11 protein-coding genes are annotated in these 21,383 nt (G+C 36.4%); 8 read left to right on the top strand and 3 right to left on the bottom strand.

The window, feature by feature from the left end; all coding sequences use genetic code 11:
- Both DM444_RS08915 and DM444_RS08910 read right to left on the bottom strand, forming a co-directional pair.
- Nucleotides 1-3,228, bottom strand: a complete 3,228-nt coding sequence (locus DM444_RS08915; protein ID WP_111285753.1) for a SusC/RagA family TonB-linked outer membrane protein — start codon at nt 3,226-3,228, stop codon at nt 1-3.
- A gap of 618 nt (nt 3,229-3,846) precedes the next feature.
- The gene (locus DM444_RS08910; protein ID WP_111285751.1) at nt 3,847-5,013 is read right to left on the bottom strand and encodes an MFS transporter; all 1,167 of its coding nucleotides are present in this window, start codon (nt 5,011-5,013) and stop codon (nt 3,847-3,849) included.
- 102 nt (nt 5,014-5,115) lie between these two features.
- On the opposite strand from DM444_RS08910, the gene DM444_RS08905 reads away from it, so the two are divergent.
- From DM444_RS08905 to DM444_RS23600, 8 genes are all read left to right on the top strand, one after another.
- The gene (locus DM444_RS08905; protein ID WP_111285749.1) at nt 5,116-5,949 is read left to right on the top strand and encodes an AraC family transcriptional regulator; all 834 of its coding nucleotides are present in this window, start codon (nt 5,116-5,118) and stop codon (nt 5,947-5,949) included.
- Between the two features lie 71 nt (nt 5,950-6,020).
- Entirely contained in the window at nt 6,021-6,380 is a 360-nt protein-coding gene (locus DM444_RS08900; RefSeq protein WP_239455635.1) for a hypothetical protein, read from the top strand.
- A 100-nt stretch (nt 6,381-6,480) separates the two neighbouring features.
- Nucleotides 6,481-7,011 (top strand): DUF3347 domain-containing protein, encoded by a 531-nt coding sequence (locus DM444_RS08895; protein ID WP_111285747.1) that lies wholly within the window; start codon nt 6,481-6,483, stop codon nt 7,009-7,011.
- Between the two features lies 1 nt (nt 7,012).
- The gene (locus DM444_RS08890) at nt 7,013-7,573 is read left to right on the top strand and encodes a helix-turn-helix domain-containing protein (RefSeq protein WP_111285745.1); all 561 of its coding nucleotides are present in this window, start codon (nt 7,013-7,015) and stop codon (nt 7,571-7,573) included.
- Nucleotides 7,574-7,946: 373 nt separating this feature from the next.
- Nucleotides 7,947-10,481, top strand: coding sequence for a heavy metal translocating P-type ATPase (locus DM444_RS08885; protein ID WP_111285743.1), 2,535 nt, complete (start codon nt 7,947-7,949; stop codon nt 10,479-10,481).
- A gap of 3 nt (nt 10,482-10,484) precedes the next feature.
- Entirely contained in the window at nt 10,485-12,728 is a 2,244-nt protein-coding gene (locus DM444_RS08880; RefSeq protein ID WP_239455634.1) for a multicopper oxidase family protein, read from the top strand.
- Nucleotides 12,729-12,821: 93 nt separating this feature from the next.
- Nucleotides 12,822-13,223: a hypothetical protein gene (locus DM444_RS08875; protein ID WP_111285741.1), complete on the top strand. Its 402-nt coding sequence runs from the start codon at nt 12,822-12,824 to the stop codon at nt 13,221-13,223.
- A 118-nt stretch (nt 13,224-13,341) separates the two neighbouring features.
- On the top strand, nt 13,342-13,500 hold the full coding sequence (locus tag DM444_RS23600) for a hypothetical protein (protein ID WP_162614942.1): 159 nt from the start codon (nt 13,342-13,344) through the stop codon (nt 13,498-13,500).
- Between the two features lie 69 nt (nt 13,501-13,569).
- On the opposite strand, the gene DM444_RS08870 is transcribed toward DM444_RS23600, so the two are convergent.
- A complete protein-coding gene (locus tag DM444_RS08870) occupies nt 13,570-21,012 on the bottom strand; it encodes a gliding motility-associated C-terminal domain-containing protein (RefSeq protein ID WP_111285739.1) in 7,443 nt (2,480 codons plus the stop codon).
- Between the last annotated feature and the right edge of the window lie 371 nt (nt 21,013-21,383).

The following is a 21,383-nucleotide window of genomic DNA, read 5'->3' as shown; positions in this document are numbered from 1 at the left end:
TTAAAAATTAAGGTTTAAACCAAAAATAAACTGTCTGCTTCGCGGATATGCTGAATAATCAACACCCGGTGTGTAAGGCGTGTTTCTTCTAGTTGAAGCTTCTGGATCCGGACCTGAATATTTCGTCCAAACAAAAACATTACTAGCTGTAAAATAAAATCTTAGCTTAGAAACTCCTAAAGCAGAAGTTAAATCGCCTGGTGTAGTATAACCTAAACTTAAATTATTAAGTCTCAAGAAAGAACCATCTTCAACAGCCCAGTCACTAAAAACATAACGAGGCATATAAGGAGACCACATTGTAGTATTTGCATTTAAAGCAGCTAATTCCGTTGGATCTGTAACTAACTGTCCAGTAGTTGTATTCAAGTTTGTCCATCTTGTTCCATCAGCCATTTCAGAATTTAAATTTCTATATTGCCCATTTGGAATTGATGTAGAAAACTCCACTTTATTTGCATTGTAAACATCATTTCCAATACTCCAGTTAAAAGCTGCAGAAAGATCAAATCCATAAGCATTAGCATTTAACACCATACCTCCAGTACTTTTTGGATTAGCGTTTCCAATAACCGTAAGATCATTAGCATCTACCTTACCATCGCCATCGATATCTTTTAATTTCATAGCACCTGGCTGCATCTTTCCTACTACTGTAGTAGCATCTGGCACTCCATTTTTTAAAGTATAAGCCCCTGCACTGTAATCAAAGTCTGAAACTTCGTAACGCCCATCGCTCTTATAACCATACATGATACCTAATGGCTGTCCTACGTTTACTAAATAATCTCCAGTAATTGATGAAGAAGCCCATCCAGAAGATGCAGTAAAATTATCCATTACTCCAAGTGAGTTGATTTTATTGGTATTAAATGCAGCATTGAAAGATAAACTCACTCCGTATTTAGGTCTTTCAATAAGATTTAAGTTCAAAGTCGCTTCAACACCGCTGTTTTGAATTTCACCCATGTTTCTATATTGGTTATCATAACCTCCAGAAATTGGGAAAAGCATTAATAAATCTTTCGTCTTATTTTTATACATTTCGACAGATCCAGTTACTTTATTTTTGAATAAGTCAAAATCTAAACCGATGTTTTGTGTAATTGTAGTTTCCCATTTTAAATCTGGATTGGCCATTGTTTTAGAAGCTGCCCAATAGTTATCAACACCATTGATCCATGTTGAGGTAGAAGAAATAAAACTTTGGACCATTTGTCCAGTTGGAATATTATTATTACCTGCTTCACCATAACTTACTCTTAATTTAAGCAGGTTAACCCATGAAGCATTTTTCATAAATTCTTCTCCAGATATTTTCCAAGCTGCTGCTGCTGCTGGGAAAAAGCCCCATTTATTATCTCCTAAAAATTTACTTGAACCATCTGCACGATAAGTCGCTGTAAAAAGATATTTGTCTTTATAATCATAATTTGCGCGTCCAAAGAAAGAAAGCAATTTATCGTCTGGATAATAGAAATTATCAACTGATACTGGAGTTCCTTGTGTAGTTAATTTCTTTGCTTCATCTAACTCGAAAGACAATGGATATCCTTGAATTGTATTCGTTAAATCATTTCTTTTATAATCTATAGATTCTTCTCCTAAAAGCAATTTCAAACTATGATTCTCGCCAACTATTTTTTTCAAATCGTAATTAAGCGTATTTGCATTTCTAAAACGAGTATCTTTTCTATCTGACATTATCATTGCAGGCATACCTTGTCTTTCTGCCGCAGGGTTATTTTTTACGTAATAAGTCGTACGTCCGTAGAAACGGTAATCTTGATAGTTGTAGTTATCTAAACCTAATTCTGTTTTAAAAATTAAATCTGAAGTAAGTTTCCAAGAAAAACTTCCTAATGTGTTAAAGTTTTTTCTCAATTGCTCACGATTGTTATCTACAATAGAAACAAAAGGATGCACTAAATTGTTGGCTACAGCTTCATCTGTATCATCAGTTGTTAATCCAGGAATTGGAATTGGCGCATATCCTACAACATTTTTCAAACGAGAATCTGCAGATGAAACTTCATTTTGTTCGTTCATTCCTGCACCATTAATTTCAGTATCAGAATAACGAACTGTAAAACTTAAATCTATTTTATCTGAAGCTTTACTATTTAACGCAAGAGATAAGTTGTTTCTCTTAAAATCTGATCCTAGCATAATTGCTTTTTCATCATAATGTGCGTAGTTGAAGTTGTAATTCATTTTGTCACTTCCACCACGAATAGATAAGTCACGGCTTTGCACTTCACCTGTACGTCCAAAAACTTGCTTCTGCCAGTTATTTCCTTTCATACCTTTGTACATATCATAATCCTGCCAATTACCAAAATATTTGGTATAAGAACTTGGGTTGCTCAAAATGGTTTTATCATTCTGATCAAGTAAAGCATATTCATATTGCCATTTTACATAGTCCTCTGGAGAAGTTACGTCAATAGTATTAGCCAGTTTTTTCATTCCGTAGAACATATTGTAGTTCACAGCTATTTTACCATCTTTACCTTTTTTAGTTGTAACAATAATAACCCCATAAGCTCCTCTAGAACCATAAATTGCTGTAGATGATGCATCTTTTAATACCGTCATCGTTTCAATATCTGATGAAGAAATATCGTTGATATTGTTTACAGGAAAACCATCTACAATATACAAAGGAGAAGCATCTTGGCTTAAAGATCCGTTTCCGCGAATTCTCACTTGAACATTTGAATCTGGCGAACCTTCTGAAGAGGATACAGAAACTCCGGCAATACGTCCTGTCAAGGCTTCTGCTACGTTTGGAACCGGAATCTTACGCACCTCACTTCCAGAAAACGTTGCAACCGCTCCTGTTAAATCAGATTTTTTAGAAGTTCCATATCCAATTACAACAACTTCATTTAAGTTATTTGAATCTTCAGATAAAGTTGCATTTACTTTCGTTTTACCGTCAGCAGAGATATCAATCGTTTTAAATCCTATAAAAGAAAAACTCAATACGGCTTTTGAATTGGTCAGTTTCAATTTATAATGCCCGTCAAAATCGGTAGAAGTTCCGTTCTTAGTTCCTTTTTCTAAGACGTTTACCCCAGGAAGAGAAAGTCCCGCAGCATCCTTCACGGTTCCCTCTATCGTTGTGCCCTGTGCGTGTATTTGACTACCGATCAATAAGCACAGTAAGAAAACAAGTTTAGAGCAAAAATCTGCTCCTTTGTTTAATAATTCTTTAAAGTTCATGGTTGATTGTTTAAGTTAATTAATGTTTTTTCGTTTGGTTTAAGTGGTTTTTTGTGGTTACTTTTCAATTCATTCTTATAATTATTACTTGTGGTTTTGTTTTAACATTAAAATTTTTCGACGTCTTATTTCTGCTTCATTTATATTCCTTTTCTAATCGAAATACTTAATCGATTTCGAACATCGAAAAAAAAGTTGTAATCGATTACACAAACATAGATATTTTTTTTAAGCGAAAAATAAATTTTGCCAAAAATTTCATAAAAAAAATTACGAATCAGAAATTTTATCGCTTTTTTATATTAGATATATAATTTATACCAACATAAAATATTAAATATATTATTATTAATCGTTCATTTGATTTGATTTTTGCAAAAAAAACAATCGATTACAGGAATATTAATTACGAAATTATTAGGTGTGGATTTTACACTTAAAAAATTGAAGAAATTTAAAAAAAATTAAAATTAAACAGAAAAAAGAGTGTGTTTTTAAAGTTTATTTTCTGATAAAAATGGCCTCTAGAAGAAATGTGTTCTATAAAATTTTCATTATAGACATAAAAAAAGCCCTTAAACAAACGTTAAGGGCTTAAAAAAGGTAACTAAATTGTATTTAAATATGCTGCAACTGCACTTGTTTTTGATGTAACCTCATCAGTATAAATGTAATAATCATTCCTATAATTGACATCATAACTCCAATAAGGTTTGGAGAAGAATAGCTAAGTCCTGCCGCCAAAGGCAATCCGCCTAAAAACGCACCTAAAGCATTACCAATATTAAAACTTCCTTGAAGTGATGCCGAGGCAATCATCTCTGCTCCTTTTGCCGTACGAATCATTAGCATTTGAATTGGCGCGATAACCGAAAATGAAATAGCTCCGGTCAAGAAAGTAAGAAACAGCGATACATATTGATTGAATGAGAAAAAGTAAACTAGAATTAAATCTATAGACATTACTAACAATAAAGCTAATGTAGTTGGCGCTGGCGAGAATTTATCTGCCAATTTACCTCCAACGAAATTTCCAACAACCATTCCTAATCCTGCCAAAATCAAGATTGAAGAGACATCTTCTGGAGAAAATTTAGATACATTAATTAATAAAGGAGCAATATAACTTATCCAAGCAAAAAGACCTCCAAAACCAATTGCGGTAATCCCGATAATTAGCCATGCTTCTGTTTTCTTAAAGAACTGAAGCTGTGTCTTCATATTTACACTTTCTCCTTTTTCAAGATTTGGCATCCATAAATAAATTGCCAAAAAAGTCAATAATCCAACAATAGCAATTAATACGAAAGTATATCGCCAAATAAAGTGGTGGCCTATATAAGTTCCAATTGGCACACCTATTAAGTTGGCAATCGTTAAACCTGCAAACATGATCGAGATTGCTTGCGCTTCTTTTCCTTTATCTGCCAAACGGCTTGCGACTACCGCTCCCACTCCAAAGAATGCTCCGTGTGGTAAACCAGACAAAAATCGAGAAGCAAATAACACATTATAATCGGGAGCTATAATTGACAATGAGTTAAAAACTGCCAACATTAAAGCTAAAATTAAAAGCATTTTTTTAGGCGCATAATTTCTTCCTGCGATTACTAACAAAGGCGCTCCAATAACAACTCCAAGTGCATAAGATGAAATTAAATATCCTGCAACTGGAATTGAAACTTTCATATCTGAAGCAATATCTGGGAGTAATCCCATCATTACAAATTCTGTAATACCAATAGTTAACCCTCCTAAAGAGAGTGCAATAAGACTTTTTTTCATTTTGATTATTGTAGAAAGGAATAGATTTCTACGACGCAAAATTAACACCGTTAACCTTAAAAAAAGTTGTAAATTTGCGATATAAAATTGTACATTTAGGTTATGCCGAAATTAAATCAGTTTAAAACGCTTGTTCTTGATGAATTTGAAGAAGAGAAATTTCATCTTCCTCCGCATACTCATACGTATTACGAAATCATCTATATAAAGAAAGGAAGCGGAATTCATCACCTCAACAATAATCTGCTTCCGTATAAAGCAGGAGATTTATTTGTTATTTCGCCAGACGACGAACATTATTTTGATATAAAGAAAAGTACCCGATTCATTTTTATCAAATTCACTGATAATTATTTCAACTCCAAACAGAATCTTACTTGCGATGAATTTTTAGTAAATACTCCCGAAAGTTTCATGCGCGATAAAATCCTGAAAGAAATGGTTTTGAAGTTTGACGAACCTTGCAAAACGATTCTAAAAAATACCGTTGAAAACATTGTAACATACGGACATTATATAGATGTCACCTCCTCTCCCATTGTTTTCTATCAGATTCTTTCTCTTTTTGGTTTAATTAAAGAAACAATCCGAGGTATGAATTTACAGATGAAATCGACTCATTTGGATAGCGAACAAATTGCTAATTACATTCATCAGAATATTTATCAGCCAAAACTGGTTCAGGTAAAAGTAATTGCAGATCATTTTAATATTGCTCAAACCTATTTTAGTGCTTATTTCAAAAGAACTTTCAGTATCAGTTATCGCGAATACATTCATAATTTAAGAACGACTTTAATCGAAAAAAGATTTCATAACAATCAATTGCCAATTAAACAGATTGCCTACGAATTTGGTTTTACAGACGAAAGTCATTTGACGAATTATTTCAAAAAACGTAAAAACATGAAACCGACTGATTTTAAGAAACTGTAGTTATCGAAATCTTAAAAAGTAATTTTCCCAAACATTTTTAACTAAATTTGTACTTCTAAAAAACAATTTCTTTGAAAAAGAAAATCCATATAATACTGCTTTTTATAACGCTAAGTTTCTTTTTGAATCCGAGTTATACTTACGCATGCAATATGGGGCATCAAAAAGAAGTTGCTTCTAAAGAAGACAACAGCTGTTCTAAAAAATGCTGTGAAAAGAAAACTTCAAAACAGGAAAAACACAATTGTGACGGAAAATGTCGTCATTCTGGCTGTACAACTTCTGCATTGCAATTTGTTATTTTAACTTCAAATGATCTTGATTTACAAAATGATGTTTTTAATTTTTCTTTAAAAAACACTATTTCATTTTACAGTAACTCTACAATTTCTTCTGGATTTACTTCTATTTGGCTAAAGCCGAAAATATAATTCTCCCTATTTATGACAGCCCATATTGGGTCTTTTTTAAAACTAAATTTTTAATTAATTTTAAAGGAAATTAAAATCCTTTACCAAAATATTATATACAATGAAAAAATCAATCATAGCTTTAGCAACAGTACTTACAGTATTATTTAGTACAAATAACATTCAGGCAAATACAGCAAAATTAGAATCAGGAACAACAGAAATCGTTGATGCGAGTCAGCTTCAATCTGTTTATGATGCTTATTTTACTGTAAAAGATGCACTTATTAAAAGTGACAGCAAATTGACTTCGGCGAAAGCCAAAGACTTACTGACAGCGATTACTGCAGTAAAAATGGACAAACTAAAAAGCAACGAACATACAGTTTGGATGAAAGTGGTTAAAAAATTAACTGCCGATGCTAAAAGTATTTCAGCAACAACAGATCTTAAGAAACAACGCGAGACTTTTAAATCTTTATCTAAAAGCACTTACGATCTTATAAAAGTTTCTAATCCAGAACAACCAATCTACAAACAATATTGCCCAATGGCAGATGCTGACTGGTTAAGCAAAGAGAAAGCAGTTAAGAATCCGTATTACGGTTCTTCTATGCTTACTTGCGGAAACGTGGTAGAAACGATTAAATAATATGAAGCTTTACATCAAAAATATGGTGTGCAGCCGATGCAAAATGGTAGTAAAGTCTGAGTTCGAAAAACTCGGACTTCCTACTATTTCTGTTGAATTGGGTGAAGTCGAATTGGAAAAAGAAATCAGCGACGAGCAAAAAGAAGTCTTATTAGAAAACCTTCAAGTTTTAGGTTTTGATTTAATTGACGATAAAAAAACAAAAACCGTCGAAAGAATAAAAAATCTGATTGTCGATTTAGTGCATCATAAAAACAATGAACTTAAAATCAACTTGTCTGATTATTTAGCAGAAAACCTGAATCAAGATTATAATTCGCTAAGCAATTTGTTTTCAGAAATTGAAAATACGACTATTGAAAAGTATTTCATAAGTCAAAAAATTGAAAAAGTAAAAGAATTATTGATTTACAATGAACTTTCGTTAAGCGAAATTGCCGATATTCTCAACTACAGTAATGTAGCTCATTTGAGTAATCAATTTAAAAAAATTACAGGCTTTACTCCTACATCGTTCAAACAATCGAACGATAAAAAGCGTATTCAGATCGAGAATTTGTAAAAGTCAATTTCTCGCAAAGTCGCAGAGGCGCAAAGTTTTATTTCACGCAGATTTTAAAAGATTTAAGCAGATTTTGCAGATATTTATTTGTTAATCAAATCTGCTCAATCTGCAAAATCTGCGTGAAAACTTTAAAAACTTATTGCCTTATCTTATTTAAAAAACTTCACGCCTCTGCAAGTTTGCGAGATTAATACAAAATTTTTCAAAAATTCAGCTTTAAATCAAGTAGATCAAAAAAATCTGCTAAAATCTGCGGAATCTGCGTGAAACAAAAACCTTTGTAAATCTTACAAATCATTCACAAAATTCTACAAACCAAACTCACAGATACTTCGGAAATTTGCATTGTAATACTTAAAAAACTAATACAATGACTCATCAATATATAATTTCAGGAATGTCGTGCAACGGATGCCGAACCAAAGTAGAAAAAACTTTGAATGAAGTTGAAGGCGTTCAGGCAGAAGTTACCTTAAATCCGCCAACGGCTACGATTACAATGGAAAAACATGTTCCTACTGAAAAATTTCAGGAAGTTTTATCGGTGGCTGGAAATTATACAATTGAAATGGATTCTCCTAAAAACCATTCTGAAACAGCTGTAAAATCTTGCTGTTCTAGCAATAAAAAAGAGCATCACAATCATCATAAATTAGAAACAAAAAAAGTACATCAGCATAGTGCAAATGGTGTTTATTATTGCCCAATGCATTGCGAAGGCGACAAAACCTATAACAAACCCGGAGACTGCCCGGTTTGTGGAATGGATTTAGTGCCACAAGTTGCCATAACTGCAACACAATTTACCTGTCCGATGCATCCAGAAATCGTTTCAAGCGAACCAGGCGATTGTCCGATTTGCGGAATGGATTTAGTTCCGATGCAAGCTTCAGAAAGCGAAGAAAACAAAACCTATTCTGATTTATTGAAGAAAATGAAAATCGCGATTCTGTTTACACTTCCTATTTTCATCATCTCGATGTCAGAAATGATTCCAAATAATCCGCTTTACAATATAATGTCTATCGAAAAATGGAATTGGGTTCAGCTTTTATTTTCGATTCCAGTTTTGTTTTATGCAGGCTGGATGTTTTTTGTCCGTGCTTACAAATCGATTGTGACTTGGAACTTGAATATGTTTACTTTAATTGGAATTGGAACAAGCGTTGCTTTTCTATTTAGTATCGTCGGAATGTTTTTTCCAGATATTTTCCCTTCTGAATTTAAATCGCATCACGGAACTATTCATTTGTATTTTGAAGCTGCGACTGTAATTATCACTTTAGTTTTATTAGGACAATTATTGGAAGCCAAAGCGCACGGACAAACTAACGGAGCAATAAAAGAATTATTAAAATTAGCTCCGACAGAAGCAACTTTGGTTGAGAACGGAGTGGATAAAGTAATCTCTATTCATAATATCAAAAAAGGCGACTTACTTCGCGTAAAGCCAGGAGAAAAAATTCCGGTAGACGGTAAAATAACAACTGGAGAAAGTAGTATTGACGAATCGATGATTACGGGAGAACCAATTCCCGTTGATAAAAAAACTGGTGATGCAGTAATTTCGGGAACAATAAATGGCACAAAATCATTTGTGATGATTGCTGAAAAAGTGGGTTCAGAAACGATGCTTTCGCAGATTATCCAAATGGTAAATGACGCTAGCCGATCTCGCGCTCCCATTCAGAAATTAGCAGATCGCGTTTCTAAGTATTTTGTTCCGACTGTTGTTATTATTTCGATTTTGACATTCTTTCTTTGGGCAAAATTTGGTCCAGAACCTGCTTACGTTTACGGATTAATCAACGCTATTGCCGTTTTAATTATTGCTTGCCCTTGCGCACTTGGACTCGCAACTCCGATGTCAGTTATGGTTGGTGTTGGAAAAGGTGCTCAAAACGGAATCTTGATCAAAAATGCCGAAGCTTTGGAAAACATGAATAAAATTGATGTTTTAATTACCGATAAAACAGGCACAATTACCGAAGGAAAACCATCTGTAGAAAAAATATATTCGGTTAATAATGAGGAAGATTTTCTGCTTCAAAATATTGCTTCGTTAAATCAGCATAGCGAACATCCTTTGGCGCAAGCTGTAGTCAATTTCGCGAAAGCAAAAAACACTAAATTTAAAGAAGTTCAAGGTTTTGAAACCATCGCTGGAAAAGGTGTTTTAGGAAACATTGAAAACAAAAAAGTTGCTCTAGGAAATAAAAAATTAATGGAAGAAATTAGTGCTTCTGTTTCTTCAGACTTAGAACAGAAAGTTACAGCTGAACAAAATCTGGGGAAAACTATTTCGTACATCGCAATTGAAAATGTTGTTTTAGGTTATGTTGCCATTACCGATGCTATCAAAGAAAACAGCGCAAAAGCCATTAAAGAATTAATCGCTCAAGGTGTTGAAGTTATCATGATGACTGGTGACAATCATAATACTGCAAAAGCCGTTGCTGAACATTTACATTTAAGTTCTTTCAAAGCAGATTGTCTTCCAGAAGATAAATTGAAAGAAATTGAACGTCTTCAAGCACAAGGGAAAATTGTTGCCATGTCGGGAGACGGAATTAATGATGCACCTGCTTTGGCTCAATCCAATATTGGGATTGCAATGGGAACAGGAACTGACGTTGCGATTGAAAGTGCAAAAATTACTTTAGTTAAAGGTGATTTAAACGGAATTGTAAAAGCTAAAAACCTCAGCCATGCCGTTATGTCAAATATTAAACAGAATTTATTTTTTGCTTTTATTTATAACACTTTGGGCGTACCAATTGCTGCTGGAATTTTATATCCTTTTTTAGGGGTATTGCTTTCGCCGATGTTGGCCGCGGTGGCAATGAGCTTGAGTTCTGTATCTGTAATCGTAAATGCTTTACGATTGAGAAATTTAAAGTTATAATCCATGATAAAAATCAATTATATACTTGTGCTTTTTTTAATTGTTTTTCAGCTAAAAGCACAGAAAGTAGTTCGTTACGATTTATATGTACGCGACACAATTGTCAATTTTTCGGGCAAAGAGAAACGTGCTATTGCAGTAAACGGACAAATTCCGATGCCAACTCTGACTTTTACCGAAGGCGATATTGCCGAAATTTATGTTCATAACGAACTCAAAAAAGAAACGACTTCGATGCACTGGCACGGATTGTTTCTTCCAAATAAAGAAGATGGAGTTCCATATCTTACGCAAATGCCTATTGAACCTGGAACAACTCATAAATACACTTTTCCTATAATTCAAAACGGAACGTATTGGTATCACAGTCATTCGGGCTTACAAGAACAAATTGGTCTGTACGGGCTTTTTATCATCAATAAGAAAAAAGACGATTCAACAATTCGAAAAGGAATTGACGATTTGCCGACAATTCCTGTCATTTTAAGTGAATGGTCAGATTTGAAACCAGAAAATATCCAGCGAATGCTCCATAATGCCAATGATTGGTTTGCAATTAAAAAAGGAACAACACAAAGTTATGCCGAAGCTTTAAAACAAGGACATTTTTCGACCAAAGTAACCAATGAATGGAAACGAATGAATGCGATGGATGTCAGCGATGTCTATTATGAAAAGTTTCTCATTAATGGGAAAAATGAACAGCAGTTTTCAGACCTTAAACCAGGTTCAAAAGTCCGATTGCGAATTGCAAACGGAGGCGCATCAAGTTATTTCTGGCTGACTTATGGCGGAGGAAAAATTACCGTTGTAGCGAGCGACGGAAATGATGTCGAACCTGTAGAAGTCGATCGTTTGATTATTGCAGTTTCTGAAACCTATGATGTTGTGGTTACGATTCCCGAAGACCATAAATCTTTTGCTTTTTTGGCTACAGCCGAAGACAGAACGGGATCTGCATCTTTGTTTTTAGGAAATGGAGAAAAACAGCCTGTTCATCATCTTTCAAAATTAAAATATTTTGAAGGCATGAAAATGATGAACGATATGATGAAAATGAATGGCGAAATGAATGATATGGGCATGAATATGTCTTTGAATAAAATGGACATGAATGCTGTAATGTATCCAGAAATTTCAGGTGAAGATGAAAATTCAAAACCAAAAATGGATCATTCGAATCATAATATGGAAGAAATGAAAACGGAAAGTGACAGTACTGAAACTTCTGAAATTGTGACTCTGAATTACGGAATGCTGAAATCTCCTTTTAAAACAAATCTTCCAAAAGATGCTCCTGTAAAAGAATTGCGTTTTACGCTTTCCGGAAATATGAATCGTTATGTTTGGAGTTTAGATAACAAAGTGGTTTCTGAAACGGATAAAATTTTAATTAAAAAGGGAGAAAACGTTCGCATCGTTTTATACAATGGTTCGATGATGCGACACCCAATGCATTTACACGGACATGATTTTAGAATTTTAAACGAACACGGCGATTATGCTCCATTGAAAAATGTCATTGATATTATGCCAATGGAAACCGATACGATCGAATTCCAAGCAAATGCTGATGGCGACTGGTTTTTTCACTGCCATATTTTATATCACATGATGGCTGGAATGGGGAGAATTTTTACTTATGAAAATTCAGCACCAAATCCTCTGATTCATCATCCGGAAATGGCTTACAAAATGCTAAAAATGGACGATCGCATGTTTCATTTTATGGCTGAAAATGATTTTGCCAGCAATGGGAATGATGGTGAAGCAATGTTCAGCAATACGCGTTGGAGTATCGGAACCGAATGGAGATTGGGTTATAATAATGAACATGGTTATGAAACGGAAACACACATTGGTCGTTATATTGGAAAAAATCAATGGTTGATGCCTTTTATTGGTTTTGACTGGAGATACCGAAGAATGGGAATGGACGAGCAGGAACAGAATCTTTTTGGCCAAAGTAATACAAAAGACAATCGTTCGGTTTTTAGTGCGGGTCTTGAATACACTTTACCAATGCTGATAAAAGCACAAGTTGAGGTGTATACAGACGGAAATGTTCGTTTACAATTTGAACGAAAAGATATTCCGCTTTCGCAAAGACTTCGAATGAATTTAATGTGGAATACAGATAAAGAATATATGGCGGGATTAAAATATATTGTTGCGAGAAACTTCGGAATTACAACACATTATGACAGCGATATGGGAATTGGTTTTGGGGTTAATTTGAATTATTGATTTTTAAAACATTTAAGTTATTTAGTCCATATTACAATAACTTGTTTAATTCTATTAATTGTAATAATTTTACTACTTTAAAAATGATTAATTATGAGTTGGGATATTGTACTTTTTAATTCCGCAGAAAAAATAATTTCTATTCAAGATTTAGATGAAGAAAAACTTCTTCCAATCGATTTTGATAAAATACTGCTAGAAAATTGTTCAACAAAAAATGCGGAAGATCAAAAAAATAAAAATAGTAGTAAGGATTTCTTTTCTGATTCTATTAATGATGATATTAATTTCTTTTTTGATGATGAGCCAAGCAGTAATAAGATGATTTCTCTTTATAGTGAAGAAGCACTATTTAAAATTATTGAATTAGCAAAACTTCATAATTGGCAGATTTTCGATACTTCATTAGGAGAAATGTTAGATTTGGAGAATCCAGAAAAAAATGGATATAGTAATCATAAAAATTATGTTAGTCAAATTATGAAAAACAAGTGATAAAATTAATTCACTTTTACCAAAACATTAACAATAAAACTATTCTTACAATAAAAAATCCATTTATATTTGATTCACTCAATTATAAATTCTTCTAACAAAAAACAATTAAAACAAAATGACAAAAGTAATTACAATCGTTACTGTTGCTTTATTTTCAATTGGTGTAACCGCTCAGGAAACAAAACCAGTTGCAAAAGAAAAAACTAAAAAAGAATCTTGCTGCAAAAAGACAACAGACAAGAAAGATAAAAAATCTTGCTGCGTTAAAAAATAATTGAAACTCGATTTCAAAAAAAAGACCTCAATTTCTTGAGGTCTTTTTTGTATATAATAAAATCATTTATTACTGACTACTGACATACAGATATCCTGCTTTCTCGATTTTTCTTCCGTTGCTGTCATATTCTAATGTGTAGAAATAAGTTCCAGTCGGAAGCTTGTTTCCTCTGGCAACAGTTGCACGTCCGTCTGAGAATCCCTGAAATGGACTGGTAACGTTGTCGTAGCCGTTTTTCTCGTAAACCACCACTCCATATCTGTTATAGATTCTTACAACATTGTTTGGATAGCAGTCAATTCCTTTTATAAAGAAACTGTCGTTTAGTCCGTCACCATTTACTGACACGGCATTGTAGACTTCTTCTACGCAAGAGACATTAACGGTCTGCACAAAAGAATTCTGATTTCCGCAATTATCTGATGCCGTCCAGGTTCTGATCAGCGAATATCTGCTGGCGCAGTCCCCGTCAACTCTCTGCTCGTCATAAGCAACTGCTGCACTGCCGCAGTTATCTGCAGCTGTAAAAGTCTGGGCTGGAGGAATGGTATCGCAGTCTGCTGTTATCGTTGCCTCAGGCAGTGTTTCTGCAAATACTGGCGCTGCAGTATCATGAATTAATATCGTCTGCGTACACGCTGCAGTATCCAGAACGGTATCCTCTCCTGCATCGCGAACTCCGTTGCTGTTGGCATCTGCATATTCTGTTATGGTATAAGTTCTGGCTACATTGGCATTACAGCCTGGATCCGCTCCATTTGATGCTGTAATTTCAACCACTCCGCATCGGGTGTCTGCTATACGTCCGTCTCCATTTCCTAAAGCTTCGAACTCTGCTTCCGTCAGATTCGCTGCCGAAGGAAGCTCCTCATAGCATTGCACTGAAGTAGGCTGGAAAGTCGGGCAGATCACACTGAAACGGCAGCAGTTTGGCGAAATTCCGGCTACATTTACCGTATTGCAGGCACTTGCATCCTGAAAGCTCACATTATAATTGGTTCCCGAACTGATAAGTCCTGATGTCCAAGCATTTCCCGACCATGTTCCCGGTGCTCCGGTTCCAGTAGCAGTATAAGGCGCCTGACCTGTTACTGATAAAGTGATGTTATATCCTGGCTGTGTAGAAGAACAGGCCGCAGTTTCTGCTCCTGCCAAAGCAATCTGGCTAATAATCACATTCTGGTTTGCCGTTACACTATTGCCATTGCCATCATTAAATGTCCAGGTAATAATTGTCGTTCCCGGATCTGTTATTGGAAACGTTGATGCTGTAACTCCTGCAATTATTCCAGCACACGCATCTGTTGCTGTCGGTATCGCTGGTGTAACATTGCACTGCCCAGTAATATCCGCTAAAACAGGGATATCTGGAGGGGTAATGTCATCAATTATCACGTTCTGATTCGCTGCTGAAATATTGCCATTACCGTCATCAAATGTCCATGTCACAACTGTTGTTCCCTGTGCTGTAATTGGAAAAACAGTAGCTGTAGTTCCTGTTATAATGCCAGCACAATTATCTATTGCGGTCGGAGCTGTCGGAGCTGCGGAGCATTCTGCTGTAATATCTGCGAGTATTGGAACTATCGGAGCGGTGATATCTTTTATAATCACATTCTGATTGGCTGTTGAAATATTGCCGTTGCCGTCATCAAATGTCCAAACAACCACTGTTGTTCCCTGTGCTGTAATAGGAAATAAAGTAGCCGTTGTTCCCGTGATAATGCCAGCACAATTATCTGTAGCTGTCGGCGCTGTTAGTGCTGTCACTGAACATTCCGCTGTCACATCTGACAATAAAGGGACTGCAGGCGGTGTTACATCATCAATGATAATATTTTGGACTGCTGTTGAGATATTTCCATTTCCATCATCAAAACTCCATGTCACCTCTGTTATCCCTTGAGCTGTGATCGGGAAAATTGATGCAGTTGTTCCTGTAATTGTTCCCACACAAGCATCTATAGTTGTCGGTACTGGAGGTGTCACAGAACATTCTCCCATAGCATCTGCCAGAATAGGCACTGCAGGAGGTGTTTCATCATTAATAATTACATTCTGATTTGATGTCGAGATATTTCCATTCCCATCATCAAAAGTCCAAGTTACAATACTTGTTCCTGGAGTTACAATTGGGAAAATAGTGGCTGTAGTTCCAGTAATTGGTCCTGCACAGTTATCAACAGTCGTTGGTGCAGTTAATGTAACACTGCAATCTCCTCTGACATCTGCCAAAACTGGTGCTGACGGTGCAATAGCATCATCAATAATTACATTCTGGTTTGCAGCTGTTATATTTCCATTTCCGTCATCAAAGCTCCAAGTCACTATTGTTGTTCCTTGAGCTGTGATTGGAAAAACTGTTGAAGTTGTTCCAGAAATGATTCCGGCACAATTGTCTATAGCTGTCGGCGACGAAAGGGTTACTTCGCAATCTCCATATACATCTTCAAGAATTGGTGCTGCAGGTGCTGACGCATCTTTTATTATAACATTTTGATTTGCTGTTACGACATTGCTATTGCCATTGTCAAAAGTCCAGATAACTACAGTTGTTCCTTGTGCTGTAATTGGAAAAACTGTATTTGTTGTTCCAATAATAGTTTTAGAACAATTATCCACCGTTGAAGGCGCGGTAAGTGTCACTTCGCATTCTCCATTCACATCGTCCAATATTGGTATAATTGGCGGTGTAGTATCATTAATGATTACATTTTGATTAGCGGTTGATATATTGCCGTTTCCATCGTCAAAACTCCACGTTACAACAGTTGTTCCCTGTGCTGTAATTGGAAAAATCGTCGTTGTGGTCCCGGAAATTATTCCTGCGCAATCATCAATTGCTGCAGGAATAGCTGGAGTAGCAGAGCATTGTTCCTGTATATCTGCTAAAACAGGTGCAATAGGCGCTGCTGTATCTTTAATAATAACATTTTGATTCACAGTTGCTATATTTCCATTTCCGTCATCAAAACTCCAAGCCACTATTGTTGTTCCTTGAGCTGTAATTGGAAAAACTGTTGAAGCTGTTCCAGAAATGATTCCGGCACAATTGTCTATAGCTGTTGGAATAGATGGCGAAACGGAACATTCTGCTGTTATATCACTAAGTGCCTGAACTGCTGGAGCAGTAACATCTTTAATAATTACATTTTGATTAGCTGTAGATATATTTCCGTTTCCGTCATCAAATGTCCATGTAACTATTGTTGTTCCCTGAGCCGTTATCGGAAAAACTGTGGTGGTTGTTCCTATTATAATGTTAGAACAATTTACCGCAGTCGCGGGTGCAGCAAGTGTCACTTCACATTCTCCTGTTATATCTGGCAGGTCCGTCGGAACTTGTATTGCACTGTTTAGAATAACATTTTGATTGGCTGTTGATATGTTTCCATTTCCATCATCAAATATCCATGTAATTATTGTTGTTCCCTGAGTCGTTATCGGAAAAGTTGTTGCTGTTGTTCCTAATACGCTTCCTGCACAATTGTCTATTGCTGAAGGTATCGCAGGTGAAGCGAAACATTGCCCGATTATGTCTGCAAGAACTGGTGGAACAGGTGCTGTGGTGTCACTGATGATCACATTCTGGTTGGCAGTTGCTATATTTCCGTTGCCATCGTCAAAAGTCCAAGTTACAGCTGTTGTTCCTTGTGCTGTTATTGGGAAAACCGTAGCTGTAGTTCCTACAATTGATCCAGCACAGTTATCTGTTGCGATTGGTGCTACTAATGAAGCAGAACAGGTTGCTGTAACATCTGGAAGAGTTGGCAGAATTGGATCAATATTATCCAAAATTATTACATTCTGATTTGCTGTAGCTATATTTCCATTACCATCATCAAATGTCCAAACCACTACGGTTGTTCCTTGCGCTGTTATTGGAAAAACAGTATTTGTGGTTCCTGTAATAGTTCCGGAGCAATTATCAGTAGCTGTTGGAGGTGTTACAGAAGCGGAACATTGCGCTTGCACATCGGGAAGGACTGGAACAGTTGGCAAGGTAATATCTTTAATAATAACATTTTGGGCTGCTGTTGAAATATTGCCATTTCCGTCATCAAAACTCCATGTAACCACCGTTGTTCCCTGAGCTGTGATCGGGAAAACTGTTGCTGTAGTTCCAGTAACTGCTCCTGCACAATTATCCGTTGCAGTAGGGGCAGCTAATGACACAGAGCATTCTTCAGTTACATCTGCAAGAACTGGTGCAGCTGGAGCTATGGTATCATCAATAATGACATTTTGGCTTGCTGTTTGTGTATAGCCATTTCCGTAATCGAAAGTCCAAGTTACCGCTGTTGTCCCTTGTGCTGTAATTGGGAAAACCGTTGGCGTTGTTGCTGTTATATTTCCCGCACACTGATCAGTAAGCATTGGCGCTGCTGGGGTAATTGAACATTGCGCTGTAATATCTGCCATTGCAGATGGCAATGCTGTAGGGTTTATCGTGATTGCGGCTGTGGCTACATTTGAACAGGTTCCGTTGCTGAATTCATAACTTACTGTATAAGTTCCAGGAGTCGAAGCACCCAGATCAATATCGCCTGTCAGTTCGTCTATCACAAGTCCTGCATCTGAACTGTATTTTCCGCTGGCAATCCCAGTTTCTACAGATGTGGCTGTTCCTCTGTTGCAGTAAGGCCCGTTTGGATAATTTATAGATGCCGTTGGAAGTGCATTAATAGTAATATCTGTGGTTACAGTGTTCGAACAGCTGCCATCACTAAATGTATAGGTAATAACATGATCTCCTATTGTTGAAGCTTCTAAATTTATTTCTCCGGTATTTGCATCAATAGCAAGATTAGCATCAGAACTATAGGTTCCGCCCGCCGTGCCGAGTTCTTCGGGAACTGCTGTTCCCGTCTGGCAGTAAGGCGCATTTAAATAGCTTATCACTGCCTGAGGAAGTTCATTTACGATAACCTCAACTGGCGCAATCGAAAAACAGCCGCTAGCGTCCGTTCCTTTTATATAATAGGTATCGCGCACTGCAACCGCTGTGGGATCTGCAACAGGAATCGTAGCCTGCTCGTCTGAGAAATAAGTATACGTAAGCCCCGCAGCGCTTCCCGCTGTAACGGCAGGATCTTTAAGATTGACTGTATTTGGCGCACAGACTGGAGCCGGAGCTGTCGTTACCACTGTCGGTCTGGCGTTTACATTAATGGTCAGATTTGAAACCACACTGCTGTTGCATGGCGCGCCGAGTGTAACGGTGCAGGTATAGTTATTCGCGCCTATTGTCAGATCTGAATAATTGATCATTGGATCTTTCTGGTTCTGATTGGATGCATTTATCCCAGGTCCTGCCCATAAATAGGAAAGCGCGCCGAAAATGTCAACATCCAGCTGTACCGTGCCCGAGGTCATATCGCAGATCACGGCAGGAGTATTCAGTCCGTTGGCCGTAGCTTCTGGGGCTGCCGCCACACCAATCTGTACAGACTGCGTGATCACATTTCCGCAGCCGTCTGCTATCCTGAAAAAATAGGTTGCATCGGTCAGTCCGCTGAAGGTATTCCCGCTCTGGTAAGATCCAAAGGTATTTCCGCCATCGGTGCTCAAGGCATATTGGAGCACATTGTTAGGAGCCGGGGAATTGGATGCTGCGGTGATGGTCAAGACTCCGTTTGTCGCTCCTGTCGCGCACACAAAACCTCCCGTATTGGTTTTGTCAACTATAATAGCATTATTGGCGTCGTAGGTTATAGTCTGGGTTAGGACATCTGTCGTCCCACCTTTAATGCGTAATCCAAAAACATACGTGCCATATCCCAAACCGTCAAAAGGGAATGAAGCCGTAGTGCTGGCTAAATCTCTTGTCTGCCCCACGCTTGAAGGACCTGAAATAATGCGCACCTCATAAGCACTTGGCACATCAAAACTGCCATTCATAACATAGTTAAATCCGCCGCAGACTGGAGTTGTGGTATAACCTGAAAGACTAGCTAAATAACCTTGGACAACTAAATTTACATCTTTAGAGCCACAAGCGTTTGTAATATTGACAGTATAGTTTCCTTTTGGCCAATAACCTGCTGGATCTGTTGGATTTACTTTAGATAATACCCCTGTTCCATTAACATCTAGAGAAGAGGTTCCTGTAGCACCAACTGCTACTAAAGGATTATCTGAAGCAACAATTGTATAAGTTACTGATGGATCTATAAACGGATTAACAAAAACCATTGCTTTTCCATATCCTAAAATATTTAGGTTTGGCTGTATTCCATAAAAACTTTGGACAACAGAAAATGTGGGATTAGGTGGGATAATTATATTTTGAGATGCAGGAAGTCCTTGAAAGTTTCCGGTTGTGTTTCCTTGGGCATCTATATATGTTACGTGATATGTTGCACCGGCTGTAAGACCAAGGAAACTTTCAATTTCTGTGTTAACTGTTTTTAAAACTACATCTGAAGGATTAGCAATATTTGTAAAAACTATATCCATTGGTAAGCAACTAAGCTGATTAGGAGTAATTTTTATCAAACCTGATCCTGCACAATTTTGAACAGCTATAAAGCCACCCGATTGCCATTGAGTCATTGGAAACTCTTTTTCTCTTCCACATTTGTCAATCAATACAACTTTCATATTAGCAATATCGGCAAATATACCAGCCCGATTCGCAATTAATGGCATTCTAAAAACTCTAGTTAACGGAGAATATCCCTCACCATTTAAATCCCCATAGCTATCTCCATCCGTATCTTTTCCATATAAATTCCCTTGATATTTTACTTTCCATGTAAAAAGATCTGCATCTGCTACGGTAATAGCAGTTCCATTAGAATATTGAAAACCTGTTTCATTAGTTATTACTATTGGAGATGAACAATTATTACGAGTTAAATATAAAGGATAAGCGATACTTCCTAACTTAATATCGTTAAGTCCTACTGTTGGATTGGAAATGGAAGTTGCTCCTGTAATAGTAAGTCCACAAGAATCCGTAACACTCACAATATAGCTATTTGCCGGAAGTCCATTAAAAGCAAATGTATTGGCAGCAATAGCACCGCTATTCTGTAAAATTGTTCCCGGTGCTGTCTGCGTGGCAATCGTGTAGGTAAATGGTGCTTTTCCGTTTGCAACTGTAGTTGTTAAAACTGCAGTGCCTCCCACACAATTGGCTATTTTTGTGGGAGTTGTCACTGTCATTGCTGTATAGCCATCGTTTACAGTAATATTGCTGCTCGAATAAACGGTTCCGCCTGCTGTGGCTCTTCCGTTTACTGTATACGTTCCTGAAATTAATCCTGTAAAAACTGGATTTGTTGTAAACTGCGTATTGTCTCCTGAAACTGGAGAAACAACTGCACCAGCCCTTAAAAGCTGATACTGCGGTGTTGCTCCTAATCCTGTACTGCTTGAAGTAATTATACCTTGGCTCTGGCAGCCATTAGTGCTTGGTATACCAGAAACTGTCTGTGAAAAAAGATTGTTACTGATAAAAGGCAGGATGAGCAATGTTAAAATTAAAGTAATTTTTGTCCTCATATTTGTTTTTTATTAATTCAACAACAGCCACTTAAAACGATCTATTCTTCCAAAAAGATTAAATAGCTTTAAATAACAATTGTTTATTATTTTCTAAAAAAATTATACAGTGTAGGTTTTCCGTATTTTTCGGTGGCAAAAGCATGATAGGCTTCTTTTTACAGTTTCCTCTAAAAGCCTAAAAACAACAGAATAGACTATTTCTAATTACAAATACCCAATGTTAATCGATTTTAGTTAAACTTAATTATTTCAAAATTCCTTAAATTATAGAGGCTTGTAGAAGTTGCTTGATAAATATTTTAAGATCAATTTATCAGCTAAAATTTTGATTTAGAAAGAAAGCATTTTTCTTGCGTGTATGAGTTTAA

The organism is Flavobacterium ginsenosidimutans, from assembly GCF_003254625.1.
GTDB classification, from domain to species: domain Bacteria; phylum Bacteroidota; class Bacteroidia; order Flavobacteriales; family Flavobacteriaceae; genus Flavobacterium; species Flavobacterium ginsenosidimutans.
Note: the sequence above shows the minus strand (reverse complement) of the source record. Positions and strands in the feature narration are given on the sequence as shown.

Bases quoted from the DNA above. Each gene is read 5' to 3' on its own strand.
- DM444_RS08915 (WP_111285753.1), bottom strand. From the start codon at position 3,228: ATGAACTTTAAAGAATTATTAAACAAAGGAGCAGATTTTTGCTCTAAA.
- DM444_RS08910 (WP_111285751.1), bottom strand. From the start codon at position 5,013: ATGAAAAAAAGTCTTATTGCACTCTCTTTAGGAGGGTTAACTATTGGT.
- DM444_RS08905 (WP_111285749.1), top strand. From the start codon at position 5,116: ATGCCGAAATTAAATCAGTTTAAAACGCTTGTTCTTGATGAATTTGAA.
- DM444_RS08895 (WP_111285747.1), top strand. From the start codon at position 6,481: ATGAAAAAATCAATCATAGCTTTAGCAACAGTACTTACAGTATTATTT.
- DM444_RS08890 (WP_111285745.1), top strand. From the start codon at position 7,013: ATGAAGCTTTACATCAAAAATATGGTGTGCAGCCGATGCAAAATGGTA.
- DM444_RS08885 (WP_111285743.1), top strand. From the start codon at position 7,947: ATGACTCATCAATATATAATTTCAGGAATGTCGTGCAACGGATGCCGA.
- DM444_RS08880 (WP_239455634.1), top strand. From the start codon at position 10,485: ATGATAAAAATCAATTATATACTTGTGCTTTTTTTAATTGTTTTTCAG.
- DM444_RS08875 (WP_111285741.1), top strand. From the start codon at position 12,822: ATGAGTTGGGATATTGTACTTTTTAATTCCGCAGAAAAAATAATTTCT.
- DM444_RS23600 (WP_162614942.1), top strand. From the start codon at position 13,342: ATGACAAAAGTAATTACAATCGTTACTGTTGCTTTATTTTCAATTGGT.
- DM444_RS08870 (WP_111285739.1), bottom strand. From the start codon at position 21,012: ATGAGGACAAAAATTACTTTAATTTTAACATTGCTCATCCTGCCTTTT.